Source organism: Burkholderia sp. BCC0398, from assembly GCF_902833245.1.
In the GTDB taxonomy this organism is placed as follows: domain Bacteria; phylum Pseudomonadota; class Gammaproteobacteria; order Burkholderiales; family Burkholderiaceae; genus Burkholderia; species Burkholderia sola.
This window is the reverse complement of sequence record NZ_CADFEM010000014.1, coordinates 33,328-50,549: the sequence shown is the minus strand read 5'-3', so window position 1 is coordinate 50,549 and position 17,222 is coordinate 33,328. Positions and strand designations below refer to the sequence as shown.

The following is a 17,222-nucleotide window of genomic DNA, read 5'->3' as shown; positions in this document are numbered from 1 at the left end:
TCGTTTATCCCTGTTTGACTTTGAGCGGCAGCACGCGGACCGGATCGCCGGCCTTCACGTCGAGCGCGGCGGCATCGTCGGCCGACAACACGAACGCGCCGTTCTCAACCACGCCCGGCGCGACGCCGACGCGGAAATCGCCGAGCGACGTGTTCGACACGAGCGACTTCGGCGGATGGCCGCCCCGCGCGTCGTCCCGCGCGTCGGGCACACCGATCGCAACCGGCACGACGACGCTCTCGCGCACCGTGCGCAGGTCGTTCACATGGCATTCGAGCACCGGGCCCGCGTCGAAGATGTCGACGTGATTCTGGTAGCGCAGCCCTTCCGCTTCGAGCATCTTGCGGGCCGGCAGCGTGTCGCGATGCGTGAGGCCGACCGCGTCCTGCGCGTCCTGCGGCAGCAGGTCGACGTACACCGGGTAGCGCGGCATCAGTTCCGCGAGGAACGACTTGCGGCCGTGCGAGCTCAGGTAATCGGCCGCGTTGAAATCGATCTGGTAGAAGTGCGAACCGACCGCGCGCCAGAACGGCGACGTGCCGTCCTCGTCGAAGTGGCCGCGCAGTTCCGCGCAGATGCGTTCCGGAAAGCGGTCGCGGAACTGCGCGATGAACATGAAGCGCGAGCGCGACAGCAGGCCGCCGACGCCGCCCGTGCGATAGCGCGGGCTCAGGAACAGCGAGCACACTTCCGCGTAGCCCGTCAGGTCGTGCGAGATGTTCAGCGCGGACATCCGCGTCCACACGCCGAGCTCCTGGCTCGCATGCACGACCGTGCTCACGCGATAGTTGTAGAACGGTTGTTCGAGGCCGACCTGCGTCTCGATTCCGCACACGCCTGCGATGTCGCGCGTCTTCGAATCTTCCATCACGAAGAAGTAGCCGGCCTCGCCGGGCGCCGCGTGGCCTTCGAGCGTGCGGCGCGAGCGTTCGATGCGCGCGGCCAGCGCGTCGCGGTCGGGCTTGAACGTGGTCAGGCCCGGCCCGGTTTCCTGCGCGAGCGACACGAGCGCGTCGACGTCGCCCGTTTGTACGACCCGAACGACGATCATGCTGCGTCTCCCTTCAAATCTTCATCGTCGCGGCGATGCAGCGGCACGCAGCGCACGACATCGCCTTCCTTCACATCGAGCGCCGCGCGCACGTCGCCGGCGAGCGGCGCCTCGGTGCTCCGCGCATCGGCCGTGTCGCCCGGCAAGTCGACCAGCACGCAGCGGAACGATTCGCCGCTGCCCGTCGACACCATGTACGCGACGTCGCCCTGCTGATGCGCGGCCTCGCGCACGACGCGCTCCGACGCCTGCTTCACGCACGCGGTGCGGTCGACCTGCGCGGTCAGCACCGGGCCCGCGTCGAAGATGTCGACGAAGCGGTCGGGCTCGAAGCCTTCCTCGAGATGGATGTCGTACGCGAGCAGTGCCGTTTCGTTCGGCTCGCCGAGCACGCGTTGCGCGGCTTCCGGCAACAGCGGCACGTACAGCGGATAGGCCGGCATCACTTCCGCGATGAACGTGCGGCTGCGACCGCCCGATGCGATGTCGACGTCGGTGAAGTCGCGGCCGAAGAACTTGCGGCCCACCGCTTCCCAGAACGGCGACGCGCCGTTGCCGTCGCTCACGCCGAGCAGCAGCGTGAACACTTCCGGCGTGAAGCGGCGGCGGTTCGCGGCGATATACATCATCCGGGCACGCGAGATCAGGTGCGCGGCCGCGTCGCCGCGCAGCGACGGATCGACGTAGAAGCCCGCGAGCCGGCTCTTGCCGGTCAGCTCGTGCGACATCGTGAGCGCGTGGATCTTGCGGTTCACGTGCAGCTCGCGCGACGCGTGGATCAGCGCGTCGTTGCGGAACGCGTAGAACGGTTCCGAGTAGCCGGCCGCGGCCACGATGCTCGCCGTGCCGAGCAGCTTGCCGGTTGTCGAATCCTCGAGCACGAAGAGGTAGAACTCCTCGCCGGCGAAGTCGACGTCCGCGCGAAACGAATCCTCGGAGAGCGCCACGCGCGCTTCGAGCGCCGCGCGGTCGTGCGGCAGCGAGTGCAGGACCGGCTGCGCGGTGCGCGCCATGTGCGCGAGCGCATCGAGATCCGTGAGTTTGCCGGGGCGAACAAATAGCATCGTCGTTCCTGTCTGCGATGGGGGCGCCGATCAGCGCGCGGTGGCTTCCTGTGCGGCAAGCACTTGTTCGACCGCCTTCTCGAAGCGCTTCACGCCTTCGTCGAGCAGGTCGAACGGGATCACCAGCGACGGAACGAAGCGCAGCACGTTCGGGCCGGCGATCAGCATGATCAGGCCGTTCTCGGCGGCGGCGGTGACGAAATCCTTCGCGCGACCGTCGAATGCGGCGGTGAGTTCCGCGCCGACCAGCAGGCCCTTGCCGCGGATGTCCTTGAAGATGCCGAAGCGCGCGTTGATGCGTTCGAGTGCGCCCTTCAGGCGCACGCTGCGTTCGCGCACGCCTTCGAGCAGCGCCGGGTCGCCGATCAGTTCGACGACCTTGTCCGCGATCGCCGATGCGAGCGGGTTGCCGCCGTACGTCGTGCCGTGCACGCCGACCTTGAAGTGCGCGGCCAGTTCGTTCGTCGTCAGCATCGCGCCGATCGGGAAGCCGTTGCCGAGCGCCTTGGCGGTCGTCAGGATGTCCGGCGTGACGCCCGTGTCCATGTAGGCGTAGAACTGGCCGGTGCGGCCCACGCCCGTTTGCACTTCGTCGAAGATCAGCAGTGCGCCGTTGGCGTCGCACGCTTCGCGCAGTGCCTTCAGGAACGCCGGATCGGCGGGGATCACGCCGCCTTCGCCTTGCACCGGCTCGACGATCACGGCGCAGGTTTTCGGGCCGATTGCGGCCTTCGCGGCTTCGATGTCGTTGAACGGCAGGTGCTTGATGCCTTCCGGCACCGGGCCGAAGCCTTCCGAGTACTTCGGCTGGCCGCCGACGCTGACCGTGAAGAACGTGCGGCCGTGGAACGACTGCACGAACGACACGATTTCGTATTTGTCTGCGCCGTGGCGGTCGAACGCGACGCGGCGCGCGAGCTTCAGTGCGGCTTCGTTCGCTTCCGCGCCCGAGTTCGCGAAGAATGCGCGGTCGGCGAAGGTCAGCGATTCGAGGCGCTTCGCGAGGCGCAGCACCGGCTCGTTCGTGTAGCCGTTGCCGATGTGCCAGAGCTTGCGGCCTTGTTCGTCCAGCACCTTCAGCAGTTCCGGGTGGCCGTGGCCCAGCGACGTGACCGCGATGCCGCACGCGAAATCCACGTACTCGCGGCCGGCCGTGTCCCACACGCGGGAGCCCTCTGCACGGTCCGGCACGAACGGCGCGGGAGAGAATACCGGCACCATCACTTCGTCGAATGTCTGGCGGGTCACGGTCGAGGTCGTCATGGTCGTTCCTTTCGGTTTCGTAAGAGGGTTCAACAGGATCAAGTTTAGGGAAGGGTGACGCAAGCGTCTTGCGGAATTGCGACGGGTTCTATCGGAAGGTTTTGGTTTTGCCCTTTCGGGCTGGCCGGGGCGGCTACGCCGTGTCGGTATTTTGGGGCTTTTTCTCGCTCGTCTGGGGTCGGCTTCCCGGGTCGTGAAGCACCTGCGATCGTGTCGGTCCATTAGCGTCGCCCCTCCGCGGGGCAGCGGTCACTTTTCTTTGTCTTGCCAAAGAAAAGTAACCAAAAGAAAGGCGCTCAGATATCGCATAACCTCCGGTGCCATCGCCAACAAAGTGGTCCGCACAAAAGTGTCCGCGCCAGTCACGAAACCGGAGTGGTTCGAGCAATGGTTCTGACACCACTGCCTGCCCCACGGAGCGGTATACCGCTCGCTAGCTCCGTCCTCGCTTCGCTCGGCCGATAGGTCCATCCCGGCCAATGCCGCCATCTTCCGCCCGTTGCAAGGCACTCGCTCTGCTTTCGATAAACGGGAATACGCTGCTCTGCCCGTGAAAAAAATGGGGGACACAAATACATCGTCTCGCGCAGACATCGATCGTCAAACGATCCGGTCATACAAATGCGGAGAGCAGAAAAAGTGCCTGGCAGTCGACAGTTCATGCAGGAAGCAAGAGCGCCCTCCCCGCCCTGAAGTACCTTCCAGCCGAGCGTAGCGAGGATGGAGCTAGCGGACGGTATACCACTCCGTGGGGTAACGAGAGATGTCAGAACCATTACTCGAACCACTCCGGATTCCTGACTGGCGCGGACACTTTTGTGCGGACCACTTGGGGTGCCATGGCACCGGTAAGTCATGCGTTATCCGAGCGCCTTTCTTTTGGTTACTTTTCTTTGGCAAGACAAAGAAAAGTGACCGCTGCCCCGCGGAGGGGCGACGCTAATAGACCGACACGATCGCAGGTGCTTCACGCCAACCGCGGGCGGACCGCCAACCAAACCAAGTCAAACCCGGATCTCAATCCTTCCCGCGCTCGACGAGCGCCCCACCCCGAGGTTCGCTGCCGCCGCCGGTCTGCTTCTCGAGCCACGCTCTTCGATCCTCCCGAGGCGTAACACCAAACCTTTCGCGATAAGCGTTAGAGAAGTGCGCAGCAGAAGAGAACCCACAAGCGAGAGAAACCTGAACGACAGACTTGCTGGTCCGCTGCAACTGCGTCCTTGCCTTGAGCAACCGAAGATTGAGGTAATACTTCGAGGGCATTGCCCCGAGATACTGACGAAAGAGCCGCTCCAGTTGCCGGCGTGAAACGCCCACGAGCCCGGCGATCTCATCGGTCGTCAAAGGATCCTCGATATTGGCTTCCATCAAAAGCAAAGCATCATTCAACCGAGGATGTCGCTCACCGGGCGCGGTAACAAAAGGAATCCGTTGGCGCTCCTCACCACTCCGCAGCGTCCCGGCCCCGAGCGCATCAGCAATCCGCTCCGCGAGATCCACCCCATGTTCCCGGCCAATCATGGCCAACATGAAATCGACGGTCGCCTGCCCACCGGCACAGGTGGCCCGATCGCGATCGATCTCGAAGATCTGCTGCGTGACGATCGACCGCTCGAACTGCTCGGCGAACTGCTGATACGTCTCCCAGTTCACGCTCACGCGATACCCGGAAAGCTGCCCGGCCATCGCCAGCCACCACACGCCGTGATGAATGCCGGTCACAACGGGCGTACGCTGCCCGACCCGCGCGAGACTCGCGAGAAACAACCGGTAATCGGCAAACTGCTGAAACCGCTCGGACACGACGATTACCCAGTCGCACGCGATCGCATCGTTGAACGCCGCATCGGCATGCCACTGCGCGCCGCCCGCGAGCGGCACCGGCCGACCGTCCCACGAACACACCTGCCAGCGATACAGCAGGCGTCCGTCGATCTCGTTCGCGAGATTCAGCGCATCGACGATCGGACCCACGCCCGACATCGACACGGGCGGCAATGCAACGATCGCCACCTGCGTCGTGCGGGTGGCGCCTGCGGGACGAGACACCGGTACCACGTTGAAACCTGCCCTGTCGCGTTACTTGAGGCTGCCCGACAGGAACTGCTTGAGCCGCTCGCTCTGCGGGCGCACCAGCACCTCCTTCGGATCGCCCTCTTCTTCGGTCCGCCCCTGATGCAGGAACATCACATGATTCGACACGTTGCGCGCGAAACCCATCTCGTGCGTGACGACGATCATCGTGCGGCCTTCCTCGGCCAGCTTCTGCATCACCTTCAGCACTTCGCCCACCAGTTCCGGATCGAGCGCGGAGGTCGGCTCGTCGAACAGCATCACGTCCGGATGCATCGCCAGCGCCCGCGCGATCGCCACGCGCTGCTGCTGGCCGCCCGACAGATGCGACGGATACTGCTTCTCGACGCGCGGCGGCAGACCGACCTTCTCCAGGTACTCGCGCGCACGCTCCTCGGCTTCCTTCTTCGAAATGCCGAGCACGTGCACGGGCGCTTCCATCACGTTCTCGAGCACGTTCATGTGCGCCCACAGGTTGAAGTGCTGGAACACCATCGCGAGCTTCGTGCGGATGCGCTGCAACTGCTTGTGATCGGCGACTTCGAGCGCGCCGGCGCGGTCGGTCTTCGTGCGCACGGCCTCGCCGTCGACGACGATCTGCCCCGCATTCGGCCGCTCGAGAAAATTGATGCAGCGCAGGAACGTGCTCTTGCCCGAGCCGCTCGCGCCGATGATGCTGATGACGTCGCCGGCCTTCGCGTTCAGCGACACGCCCTTGAGCACCTCGTTGTCGCCATAGCGCTTGTGGATGTCGACCGCGGCAAGCTTGACGGAAGCGGACGCGCTCGTTTGAGTGATCTCGGCCAACTGGCTCTCCTCGAAGTAATTCAATGACGGGCGGCCGCGAGATACGCGAGCCAGTGGCGCTCCGCGCGGCGAAACGCCGCGACGAGTGCGAACGATACCGCAAGATAGATCAGCGCGGCGATCCCGAACGACTGGAACGCCATGTAGGTCGCGGAATTGGCGTCGCGCGCGACCTTCAGGATGTCCGGCACGGTCGCGGTGAACGCGACGGTCGTCGCGTGCAGCATCAGGATCACCTCGTTGCTGTACAGCGGCAGCGCGCGGCGCAGCGCCGACGGCAGGATCACGCGGCGGTACATCGTAAACGGCGACATCCCGTAGGCCCGCGCCGCCTCGACCTCGCCGTGCGGGATCGCACGAATCGCGCCGGCGAAGATCTCGGTGGTGTACGCGCAGGTGTTCAGCGCGAACGCGAGGATCGCGCAGTTGAAACCGCTGCGGAAAAACGCGTCGAGCAGCGAGTGCGAGCGCACGAACTCGAGGCTGTACATGCCCGTGTACATCAGCAGCAGCTGCACGTAGAGCGGCGTGCCGCGGAACACGTACGTGTAGAACCGCACGGGCATCGACACCCACTTGTTCCTCGACACGCGCGCGACCGCGAGCGGCACCGCGCACACGAAGCCGAGCGAAATCGACGCGACGAGCAGCCACAGCGTCACCGCGAGGCCGGACAGGCGCTGGCCGTCCCAGAAAAGGAACGCCTTGCCGAATTCCTGGAGGATCTCGATCATAGTTCTGCGTGCCGCACGCCCATGGAATAACGCTTCTCGAGCTGGATCAGCACGAGGTTGGAGACGGTCGTGATCGCGAGATAGATCAGCGCCGCGACGAGGATGAAGAAGAACATGTTGAACGTGCTCTTGCCGGCGTCCTGCGCGGCCTTCACGACGTCCGCGAGACCGATGATCGACACCAGCGCGGTCGCCTTCACGAGCACCTGCCAGTTGTTGCCGATGCCCGGCAGCGCAAAGCGCATCATCTGCGGAAACATGATCCGCACGAACACGCGCGCGCCGCTCATCCCGTAAGCCGAACCGGCTTCGAGCTGGCCGCGCGGCACCGACAGGAACGCGCCGCGAAACGTCTCGGTGAAGTACGCGCCGTAGATGAAGCCGAGCGTCAGCACGCCGGCCACGAACGGATCGATGTCGATCTGGTTCCAGCCGACGAGGTCGGTGAACTGATTCAGCCAGATCTGGATGCTGTAGAACAGCAGCAGCATCAGCACAAGGTCGGGCACCGAGCGGATCAGCGTCGTATAACCGGTCGCGATCGCTCGCAGCACCCGGTTGTGCGACAGCTTCGCCACCGCGCCGATCAGCCCCAGCGCCACCGCAGTGGCGAGCGACAGCACCGACAGCTCGATGGTCTGCACGGTGCCGGCCCAGAGGACGGGACCAAAGCCGTAAAGGAACACGCGCGTCTCCAGAGTTGAATGAATGCCGACGCGTATGCCTGTCCCGCGCCGGGCTGACGCGGATAGTCGCAAGCGAAATTATTTGCCTCAAATCACCGTGCGCGCGATTGCTGCGTCGCAACAATTCGTCCCATCATTTCTGCGCACGGCCTACGCCGCTGTTTCAAAAGGAAAAAAACCGCTTCCTGACAGTCCGATGACGCGCCGGGAAGCGGGCTTTTTGCAATTTTCCGGTCGCTTTTTCGATATAGCGCCGGCTTGGCCGTCAGGCCGAATGGGCAGATCCGGACCGACGCCACACAATTGCTCGCTCATGCCCGCGACGCGCTGCGCGGGCTGGCTGAAGAAGCGCCGCGCGTGAGCGTCACCGCCCTTTCAGGATATCGGAGCGCGATGTCGTATAGACGAGCCCGTCCGGGCCGAAATGGACGTTGAAGAACGCGTCGGTGTTGACGCCGTCCTCGAGCCAGCGCCAGCTCCAGACCGTCTCGGGTTTCAGCGGATACTGCGCGACGTCGCCGGGCTTGCCGAGCAGGCGCCGCACCTCGTCCTCGTCCATCCCCGGGCGCACTTTCGCGAAATTCTCGGCGGTCAGCACCTGTGTCGCGCCCGTGTAGCGCCCGTTCGCGTCGAGATCGACGAACCACGTCTGGTTGCCCATCGGGCCGCGCGGATATTCGAGACGCTTCGAGCCGTCGGTGAACGTGCGCTCGGTCTCGGGTTTGCCCATCGTGCCGCGCACGTCGGCCTCGGTCGATTCGCCGACCTTCAGCCCCTTCAGCAGCAGCGGCGCGGGCTTGATCGCGTTGAAGAAGTCCCTGATACGTTGCACGTCGAGATGGCCTTGGTCGTCGCAACCGGTCAGCGCCAGCGCGGCGGCCAGCATCGTCACGGAAAGCAGCCGGAAACGAAAAATCATCGGAAGAATGGCGCGTGGAGAAACACGCGGCAAGGATACCCGCGCGGCGCCGAAAGCGCGAGACGGGCCGCGCGGCCCGTCGGAGGTTCAATGCGTCGTTTCGGTTTCGGTCCGGGCTTCGGACGCCCGCTTCGCCGGCGGCGCCGGGCGCGGCCCACTCGGCGGCGCGCCCGGACGGCCGCGCGTGCGCACCAGCTCGGCAAGCTGCCACGAGCCGAGCGCGAGGCAGCCGAACAGCACTTCGCGGCCACGCTTGACCACCGCGAGCGACAGCGCCGTCTCGCGGTCGACGCCGAACATCTGCGCGAGCAGCACGACGGTCGCCTCCTGCACGCCGAGCCCGCCCGGCACCATGAACGCCGCATGCCGGACGGCCTGCGTCATCGCCTCGATCGCGATCGCGCCGCCGATCGACACCGGATGGCCGAGCAGCGCGAGCGCCCAGTAGATCTCGAGCGCGCCGAGCACGTAGCCGGCCAATTGCCAGAAGAACGCGCTGAACAACAGGCCCGTGCGCGACATCAGCGAATCGATGTCGGCGTCGAGCCGGCGGCCGTCGACGCCCTGCAGCAGCCGGTGCGAATCGCCGAGCAGGCGGCCCGCGAAACGCTCGATCGCATGGAAGATGCCGCCGCGCCGCATCAGCACGACGCCGAGCACCGGCAACGGCAGCGTCAGCAGCAGCGCGAGGCCGATCGTGCCGCCGCCCATGTTGTCGGTCGTCGCGAGCAGCAGCACGAGGCCGAGCGCCGCGAACGCATACTGGACGACGATCGTCACGAGCACCTCGACGATCACCGACGCGGTCACGCGGCTCGCGTCGGGCACCTGCCAGCGCGCGAGCCGGATGCCGGCGATCTCGCCGCCGATCCCGACCACGGGCAGCAGCCGGTTCACGGCCTCGCGCACGGTCGCGATCCACCACAGGAACGCCAGCGACGCGCGCCGGTCGAGCAACTGGTGCCACGCGTATGCATCGAGCAGCAGCGGCAGCGCGTGGAACGGCACGAGCCACAGCAGCGCGTAACCGGCGCGCGCGAGCATCTGCGACACGTCGCCGACGCCTTCGTGCAGCCCCAGCGCGAGCAGGATGCCGATGCCGATCGGCCAGCCGAGCCACTTGATCCACTTGCTCATGACGGCTGCGCTCCCGGTGCGCGCGACGCATGCGCGCCGCGCCGGGCCGCGGGCCCGCCGAACACGTCGGCAAAGCCGCCGGTCGCGACGCCCGCCGCCTTCAGCGCGGCCGCGACACGCGGCGACAGCAGCGCATCCAGTTCGTCGACCGGTCGGTAGCCGGCCATCGTCGGCGTGATCGGACCGTCGCCGGCTTCGGCCGGATGGCAGTAGATCTCGCCGACGCCCGGCGGCAGCTTCGCGAGCGCGTCGAGCAGCACGGCCTCGTCCATCGCACCCGTATGCTCGATGCCGACCACGTAGTCGTTGTGCGCGAGCCCGGCCCGGTCGAGCCGCGCGCGCACCAGCGCGATCCACGGCTTGAGCAGCGCGGGCGCGCTCGTTTCGTACGGCAGCCGCACCGCGCGCAGCCCGTAGTCGCGGCCGATCTCGACGATCATCGACAGCACGGTCGGGTGCAGGTGGAAATGCTTGTGCGCGTTCACGTGATCGAGCGGCAGGCCGCTCGCCGCGAACGCGTCGAACTGCGCACGGATCTCGCGGCGCAGTTGCGCGCGCACGTGCGGCAGGAAGAAGAAGCGACAGCCGTCCTTCGCCATCGCGTCGCCGAAGCGCCCGTCAAGGCCGACGAGCGCGGGAATCTCGTGCGCGGGCAGCGTGGCCGGCCCGTCCGCGAGCACCAGATGCAGGCCGACCGCGAGCGACGGCAGCCGCCGTGCGCGCTCGATCGCATCCTGCGCCGCAGGCGCACCGACCATCAGGCTGGCGGCGTTCAGCACGCCGTCGCGATGCGCACGCTCGACCGCCGCGTTGACGCGCGGGTGCAGCCCGAAGTCGTCCGCGGTAAAGATCAGCGCCCGCGCCGCCCGCTGCGTCGTCACGGATCAGGCCTCGTGCGCGCGCAGGAAACGGAAGAACTCGACGCCTTCGCGCAGGCGACGCTTCATCATGTCCCAGCTCGTCAGCATCTCGCGCACGATTTCCCAGATCTTCGACGGGCGGAAGTAGAACTGGCGATAGAACTGCTCGAGATGGTGATAGATCTCGTCGCGCGACAGGTGCGGATAGCCGATCGCCGCGAGCTGCACGCCTTCCTTGCTGACCAGGTTGATGGTCTTGTTCTCTTCCATCCAGCCGTTCTCGACGGCCTGCTTGTACAACGTCGTGCCCGGATACGGCGCGGCGAGCGACACCTGGATCGTGTGCGGGTTGATTTCCTTCGCGTACTCGATCGTCTTCCTGATCGTCTCCTGCGTCTCGCCCGGCAGGCCGAGGATGAAGGTGCCGTGGATCTTGATGCCGAGCTTCTTGCAGTCCGCGCTGAAGCGGCGCGCGAAATCGGTGCGCACGCCCTTCTTGATGTTCACGAGGATCTGGTCGTCGCCCGATTCGAAGCCGACCAGCAGCAGGCGCAGGCCGTTGTCCTTCATGATCTTCAGCGACTTGTACGGCACGTTGGCCTTCGCGTTGCACGACCACGTGATGCCGAGCTTGCCCAGGCCGATGGCGATGGCTTCGGCGCGCGGCAGGTCGTCGGTGAAGGTGTCGTCGTCGAACATCAGTTCCTTCACTTCCGGCATGTTGTCGCGGATCCACTTCGCTTCCGCGAGCACGTTCTCGACCGAGCGCGTGCGGTAGCGATGGCCGCTGACCGTCTGCGGCCACAGGCAGAACGTGCAGCGCGACTTGCAGCCGCGGCCCGTGTAGATCGACACGTACGGATAGTTCAGGTAGCCGATGAAGTAGTTGTCGATCTTCAGGTCGCGCTTGTAGACGGGCGCGACGAACGGCAGCTCGTCCATGTTCTCCAGGATCGGACGCGCTTCGTTGTGCTCGATCGAGCCGTCCTTCGCGCGCCAGCTCAAACCCTTGATTTCGGGGAACGGCTTGCCTTCGGCGATTTCCTTGCAGGTGTAGTCGAATTCCTCGCGACAGACGAAGTCGATCGCGTCGCTCGCCGTCAGCGAGTTGTGCGGATCGACCATCACCTTCGCGCCGACCATGCCGACCCGCATCGACGGCTTCATCTTCTTCAGGTCCTGCGCGAACATCGCGTCGGTCGGGAACGACGGCGTGCTCGTGTGGATGATCACGAGGTCGTAGTCGTTCGCGATCTTCAACGTTTCCTCGACCGACAGCCCGTCGGCCGGCGCATCGACGACGCGGCTGCCCGGCACGAGCGCGGCCGGCTGCGCGAGCCAGGTCGGATACCAGAAGGAACGGATTTCGCGCTTCGCCTGATAGCGCGAACCGGCTCCGCCGTCGAAGCCGTCATACGAAGGGGCCTGCAAGAACAGCGTTTTCATGAATGCTCCGGTAGCCTGCATAGTTCGTTTCGTTACAACGATTCAGTCAAAAAACCGCGGGCCGCCCTGCCGGCGCCCGCCTCTCTGTCATGTCGCGCCGCGCGGCTTCGCCGTGCGACGCGTCTCGGCCCGCGGGCCGGGTTCGATCGACGGCGCTAGCGGCCGTCCACTGCTTCCACGGCCGCCGTCGCGCGTTCGCCGCCGACGACCGTCATCCTGGCGCCGCGCCACACGACCTGCGTGCCGAACACGGCCGCGAGCCACTCGAGCGCGAGCAGCGTGTCGCGCACCGCGACGAGCGGCAGGTCGCGCCAGAACGCGCGCCAGCCGTCCTCGCCGCGCGCGTGCAGCACGAGCCGCCCGAATGCGCCGACCGCGGCCGCCCCGCCCGCCAGCGTGCCGGCGAAGGTGCCGTCGAGGCGCAATGCCAGCACCGCGCCGATCGCGAGCCACGGCGCGGTAAACGTGATGAACAGGAACGCGAAGCCGGCCGGGTTCAGCGAACGAATCGTGCGCAGCCAGCGCGTCTCGCGGTGCCACAGCGGCCCGAACGACGGTTCGATCACGTCGGTCGCGACCTCGACCTCGGACAGCACGGTGCGCCGCCCGAGGCGGCGCGGCAGCTCGGCCAGCCAGAAATCGTCGGCCAGCTCGTCCTTCAGCGCGAAGAGACCGCCGATCCGGTCGAGCGTGTCGCGCGTGAGCGCGAGCGTCGCGCCGAAGCCGAAGCGGCTCGAGCGGCCGAGGTGGGTGATCCGCACCGACGGCGCGAACCACGCGTCGACGAACTGCGCGCCGATCCGCGTCCAGAAGCCGCCGACGCTGCGCGCATGATACAGGCACGTGACGACCCCGACCGACGGGTCCGCGAGCGGCGCCGTCACGCGCTCCAGATAGTCGGGCTGCACCGCGATGTCGCTGTCCGCGATCACGATGCGGCCGTATTTCGCGCGCTCGGCGAGATTGATCAGGTTGCTGACCTTCAGGTTCTTGCCGTGCACACGCGCGTCGATCACGACCGTGATGTCGCAATCCGGATGATCGGCGCGCAGCCGCTCGACGACGGCCGCGGCCGGATCGGCCGACGATGCGACGCCGAACAGCACCTCGTAGCGAGGATGGCGCTGCGCGCAGAAGGTCGCGAGGTTTTCATACAGGTGCGGCTCCGCGCCGCACAGCGGCTTCAGCACGCTGACCGGCTCGAAGCCGTCGCGCACCGTCGTGCGCGGCGTGCGCGGCCGCGGCGCGAAGGCCGCGACGAGCGCATAGCCGGCCGCGGCCAGCGTGAACGCGATCAGGAGCCAGTCGAGCAGCGTGGCGGTGGGCGTCATGTGCGATGCCTCCCGGCGACGTGGGCGCCATGGCAAACGCTTGAGCGTGATTGAGCGTGATGCGGTATTCCGACAACGACGAACGCGGGCACGACCCGACTCCTTGTTCCAGCAGCGTCTGTAAGGGGAAGGCGCGACCCGTTGTTCGGGTTCGGCCATGCCCGGCTTCGCGTGGCGTATCCCCGCGCAGCGCCCGGACGGCATGCGGGAAGACTCGAATGGCTCCATCGGCACAAGATGGGCAGGCGGCGGATTTTAGCAGTCTGCGCCCCCGCGCGCGCGGTGCTACGCGAAACGGACTAGTGCAATTCCGGCAAAGCTGAGCGGTCGACGAGCCTGATCGGCCCGGCCACGTTCACATTAGCGTAAGCACTTTGCAGGCGTATTGCAGTCTTTAAAATCAAACGTTTCGTGCAAATTTGTATGTCGATGCGGTTTCACTTCCAATCGCCGTAAAGTTTGGTAATTAATCAGCGATTAGATTGATTTTCGCAACGATCGTCGCAAGCAACCCTGCGCCCCTGTAAGGCGCATGGGTATCCGCGCGCCGCCAGCACGTTCCGGAACCCTTTGGCAAAATCCTTGGCGTCTGTTGCGTCAGCGCATCACCACGCCACCCCGTTTCGAAGGTCTTCCGATGACACCGTTTTCCGTACTCGATCTCGCGCCCATTCCGGCCGGCGCCGACGCCTCGCAGGCGTTCCGCAACACCGTCGATCTCGCGCAGCACGCGGAGCGCTGGGGCTACCGGCGTTACTGGCTGGCCGAGCATCACAACATGCCGGGGATCGCGAGTGCGGCCACCGCCGTCGTGATCGGCCACGTCGCGGGCGCCACGCAGACGATCCGGGTCGGCTCGGGCGGCATCATGCTGCCGAACCATGCGCCGCTCGTGATCGCCGAGCAGTTCGGCACGCTCGCGTCGCTGTATCCGGGGCGCATCGACCTCGGCCTCGGCCGCGCGCCCGGCACTGACCAGACCACGTCGCGCGCGCTGCGCCGCGACCTGATCGGCAGTGCGGACTCGTTCCCGGACGACGTCGCCGAGCTGCAGCGCTACTTCGCGGAGCCGGTCCCCGGCCAGCGCGTGCGCGCGGTGCCTGGCGCAGGGCTCGACGTCCCGGTGTGGCTGCTCGGTTCGAGCCTGTTCAGCGCGCAGCTCGCGGCGATGCTCGGGCTGCCGTTCGCGTTCGCGTCGCACTTCGCGCCCGACTATCTGATGCGGGCGCTCGAGATCTATCGCGCGCAGTACCGGCCGTCGGCCGCGTGGCCGAAGCCGCATGCGATGGTCGGCGTCAACGTGTTCGCGGCCGAGACCGACGACGAGGCGCGGCGCCTGTTCACGTCGCTGCAACAGCAGTTCATCAACCTGCGGCGCGGCACGCCGGGCAAGCTGCCGCCGCCCGTCGACGCGCTCGAGGCGAACGAACTCGAACTCGCGACCGTCGCGCATTCGCTGTCGTTCGCGGCGGTCGGCTCGCGCGACACGGTGCGCGACAAGCTGCGCGACCGTATCGCGCAGACGGGCGCCGACGAGCTGATCATCACCGCGCAGATCTACGATCATGCCGCGCGGCTGCGCTCGTTCGAACTGGCCGCGCAGATCCGCGACGAACTCGCGAACGAGGCAAGCTGACGGCACGACCGCGCGCGGCCGGCCGCCCGCGCCGCATCACTGCGGGCGCACGGCGTCCAGCCCGTCGAGCAGCGCCTTGTGGAACGCGTCCGGGTCCTGGATCTGCGGCGCGTGGCCGAGCGCCGGGAATTCGACGAGCTGCGCGCCGGGAATCGCGGCCTGCGTGCGCTTCGCGAGTTCCGGATAGCGGCCGAGCTTCGCGTGCACGTCGGGCGGCGCGACGTCCTTGCCGATCGCGGTCGTGTCCTTGTCGCCGATCATCAGCAGCGTCGGCACGCGAATCGCGCCGAATTCGTAGACCACCGGCTGCGTGAGGATCATGTCGTAGATCAGCGCGGAGTTCCACGCGACCGCGTCGCGGCCGGCGCCGCGATACATGCCGGCGAGCATCTGCACCCAGCGCTCGTACGACGGCGCCCACTTGCCCGCGTAGTAGGTCGCCTGCTCGTAGCGGCGGATGCCGTCGGCGTTGGTCTTCAGCTCGCGCGCATACCAGTAGTCGACCGACAGCGGCGGCACGCCGAGCGCCTTCCAGTCCTCGAGGCCGATCGGGTTCACGAGCACGAGCTGGTCGGTCGCCTTCGGATACATCAGCGCGTAGCGGATCGCGAGCATCCCGCCCGTCGAGTGGCCGACGATCGTCGCCGATTTCACACCGACCGATTCGAGCAGCGCGTGCGTGTTGCGCGCGAGTTGCTGGAAGCTGTACTGGTAGCGCTCGGGCTTCGACGACTTGCAGAAGCCGATCTGGTCGGGCGCGATCACGCGATAGCCGGCGCGGCTCAGCACGCCGATCGTGTCCTCCCAGGTCGCCGCGCAGAAGTTCTTGCCGTGCAGCAGCACGACGGTGCGGCCGTTCGGATGCGCGGGCTGCACGTCGAGGTACGCCATCTCGAGGGTTTCGCGCTGCGACACGAACGCGTATTCGTGCACGGGCGCCGGATACGCGAACCCTTCCAGACGCGGGCCGTACGCGGGCCCGTCGTTGGCGGCGGGCGTCGCGGCGACGCTCGCAACGGGCGCCGCGCACGCGGCGGCGGCGCTCGCGCCGAGCACGGCGGCGCGCGCGGCGGACAGGATCTTGCAAATCGAAAGCATGGCGATCACGGTGATGGGGGGACGCGCGCGGGCTGCCGGGTTGCCGCTGGCTGTCTCGGGCTGTCTCGGGCTGTCTCGGGCTGTCTCGGGCTGTCTCGGGCTGTCTCGGGCTGTCTCGCGCCCCGCGATTCTACGCGGTCGCGTGACGACGGCGCGCAACACTCCAACGCCGCGCGACTTCCGCGCGTACGACGAACTCGGGTATCGTGTGACGTGACCCTGAAACGCGTGCAGGCGAATTCCCATGAAAAACGTCCTCAGCATTCAGTCGCACGTCATCTACGGCCATGCCGGCAACAGCGCGGCCGTGTTCCCGATGCAGCGCCTCGGTGTCAACGTCTGGCCGCTCAACACCGTCCAGTTGTCGAATCACATGCAGTACGGCCACTGGGCCGGCAGCGCGATCGACGCCGCGAAGATGGAGCAGCTCGTCGACGGCATCGCCGCCATCGGCGCGCTCAAGCGTTGCGACGCGGTGCTGTCCGGCTTCCTCGGCTCGCCGCCGCAGGCACGCGCGGCGGTCGAGATCGTACGCTCGGTGAAGGCGATGAATCCGAACGCGTGGTACTTCTGCGATCCGGCGATGGGCCAGACGGGCGGCGTCCGGCCCGAGCCCGGCGTCGAGGAATTCATCGTGCAGGAGGTGCCCGCGCTCGCGGACGGCATGTCGCCGAACCATACCGAACTGCAGAAGCTCGCCGGGCGACGCATCGAGACCGTCGCGGAAGCCGTCGACGCGTGCCGCGCGCTGATCCGCCGCGGCCCGAAGATCATCCTCGTCAAGCACCTGCACGACCGCAACAGCCCGGCCGACCGCTTCAACATGCTCGCCGTCACCGAAACCGAAGCGTGGATCGGCCAGCGGCCGCTGTATGCGTTTCCGCGCCATCCGGTCGGTGTCGGCGACCTGACCAGCGCGATCTTCGTCGCGTGCCGGCTGCGCGGCGACTCGGTGCGCGCCGCGTTCGAACACACGCTCGCGGCCGTGCACGCGGTCGTGAAGGCCACCTACGACGCACGCCGCTACGAGCTCGAGCTCGTCGCCGCGCAGGATGAAATCGCGCGGCCGAGCGAATGGTTCGGCGCGTGGGTGACCGACGCCTGACGCGTGTGCATC

General features: G+C 66.7%; 15 protein-coding genes. 2 read left to right on the top strand and 13 right to left on the bottom strand.

The genetic code is table 11. The annotated features are described in order from the left end of the window. Window positions 1-4 precede the first annotated feature (4 nt). The 12 genes from astA to hpnI form a co-directional block, all read right to left on the bottom strand. A complete protein-coding gene (gene astA, locus HWX76_RS27330; protein ID WP_089488287.1) occupies window positions 5-1,051 on the bottom strand; it encodes an arginine N-succinyltransferase in 1,047 nt (348 codons plus the stop codon). Then, window positions 1,048-2,115, bottom strand: coding sequence for an arginine/ornithine succinyltransferase subunit alpha (gene aruF, locus HWX76_RS27325; protein WP_050011417.1), 1,068 nt, complete (start codon window positions 2,113-2,115; stop codon window positions 1,048-1,050). Before aruF ends, astA begins: the two co-directional genes overlap by 4 nt. A 30-nt stretch (window positions 2,116-2,145) precedes the next feature. Next, window positions 2,146-3,378, bottom strand: coding sequence for an aspartate aminotransferase family protein (locus HWX76_RS27320; RefSeq protein WP_050011418.1), 1,233 nt, complete (start codon window positions 3,376-3,378; stop codon window positions 2,146-2,148). Window positions 3,379-4,395: 1,017 nt separating this feature from the next. Then, a complete protein-coding gene (locus HWX76_RS27315; protein ID WP_089488286.1) occupies window positions 4,396-5,436 on the bottom strand; it encodes a GlxA family transcriptional regulator in 1,041 nt (346 codons plus the stop codon). A 21-nt stretch (window positions 5,437-5,457) separates the two neighbouring features. Then, window positions 5,458-6,258 (bottom strand): ATP-binding cassette domain-containing protein, encoded by an 801-nt coding sequence (locus HWX76_RS27310; protein ID WP_006488736.1) that lies wholly within the window; start codon window positions 6,256-6,258, stop codon window positions 5,458-5,460. Between the two features lie 20 nt (window positions 6,259-6,278). Then, window positions 6,279-6,992, bottom strand: coding sequence for an ABC transporter permease (locus tag HWX76_RS27305; RefSeq protein ID WP_006476443.1), 714 nt, complete (start codon window positions 6,990-6,992; stop codon window positions 6,279-6,281). Continuing rightward, entirely contained in the window at window positions 6,989-7,678 is a 690-nt protein-coding gene (gene hisQ / locus HWX76_RS27300) for a histidine ABC transporter permease HisQ (protein WP_011544981.1), read from the bottom strand. Before hisQ ends, HWX76_RS27305 begins: the two co-directional genes overlap by 4 nt. A gap of 364 nt (window positions 7,679-8,042) precedes the next feature. Continuing rightward, window positions 8,043-8,597, bottom strand: coding sequence for a hypothetical protein (locus tag HWX76_RS27295; protein ID WP_050011421.1), 555 nt, complete (start codon window positions 8,595-8,597; stop codon window positions 8,043-8,045). An 87-nt stretch (window positions 8,598-8,684) separates the two neighbouring features. After that, window positions 8,685-9,734 carry a lysylphosphatidylglycerol synthase domain-containing protein gene (locus HWX76_RS27290; protein WP_176016602.1) on the bottom strand — a complete coding sequence of 350 codons (1,050 nt, stop codon included), beginning with the start codon at window positions 9,732-9,734 and terminating at the stop codon, window positions 8,685-8,687. After that, window positions 9,731-10,615, bottom strand: coding sequence for a hopanoid biosynthesis-associated protein HpnK (gene hpnK, locus HWX76_RS27285; RefSeq protein WP_050011423.1), 885 nt, complete (start codon window positions 10,613-10,615; stop codon window positions 9,731-9,733). Before hpnK ends, HWX76_RS27290 begins: the two co-directional genes overlap by 4 nt. A 3-nt stretch (window positions 10,616-10,618) precedes the next feature. Then, window positions 10,619-12,040 carry a hopanoid biosynthesis associated radical SAM protein HpnJ gene (gene hpnJ / locus HWX76_RS27280; RefSeq protein WP_050011424.1) on the bottom strand — a complete coding sequence of 474 codons (1,422 nt, stop codon included), beginning with the start codon at window positions 12,038-12,040 and terminating at the stop codon, window positions 10,619-10,621. A 155-nt stretch (window positions 12,041-12,195) separates the two neighbouring features. Further along, window positions 12,196-13,371 (bottom strand): bacteriohopanetetrol glucosamine biosynthesis glycosyltransferase HpnI, encoded by a 1,176-nt coding sequence (gene hpnI, locus HWX76_RS27275; protein ID WP_050011425.1) that lies wholly within the window; start codon window positions 13,369-13,371, stop codon window positions 12,196-12,198. 637 nt (window positions 13,372-14,008) lie between these two features. On the opposite strand from hpnI, the gene HWX76_RS27270 reads away from it, so the two are divergent. Further along, entirely contained in the window at window positions 14,009-15,007 is a 999-nt protein-coding gene (locus tag HWX76_RS27270; RefSeq protein WP_050011426.1) for an LLM class flavin-dependent oxidoreductase, read from the top strand. Between the two features lie 36 nt (window positions 15,008-15,043). Here HWX76_RS27270 and HWX76_RS27265 read toward each other — a convergent pair whose 3' ends face one another. Continuing rightward, window positions 15,044-16,105, bottom strand: a complete 1,062-nt coding sequence (locus HWX76_RS27265) for an alpha/beta hydrolase (protein WP_176016601.1) — start codon at window positions 16,103-16,105, stop codon at window positions 15,044-15,046. A gap of 244 nt (window positions 16,106-16,349) precedes the next feature. Between HWX76_RS27265 and pdxY the strand changes: the two genes are divergently transcribed. Next, window positions 16,350-17,210, top strand: coding sequence for a pyridoxal kinase PdxY (gene pdxY / locus HWX76_RS27260; protein WP_050011428.1), 861 nt, complete (start codon window positions 16,350-16,352; stop codon window positions 17,208-17,210). Window positions 17,211-17,222: the final 12 nt, after the last annotated feature.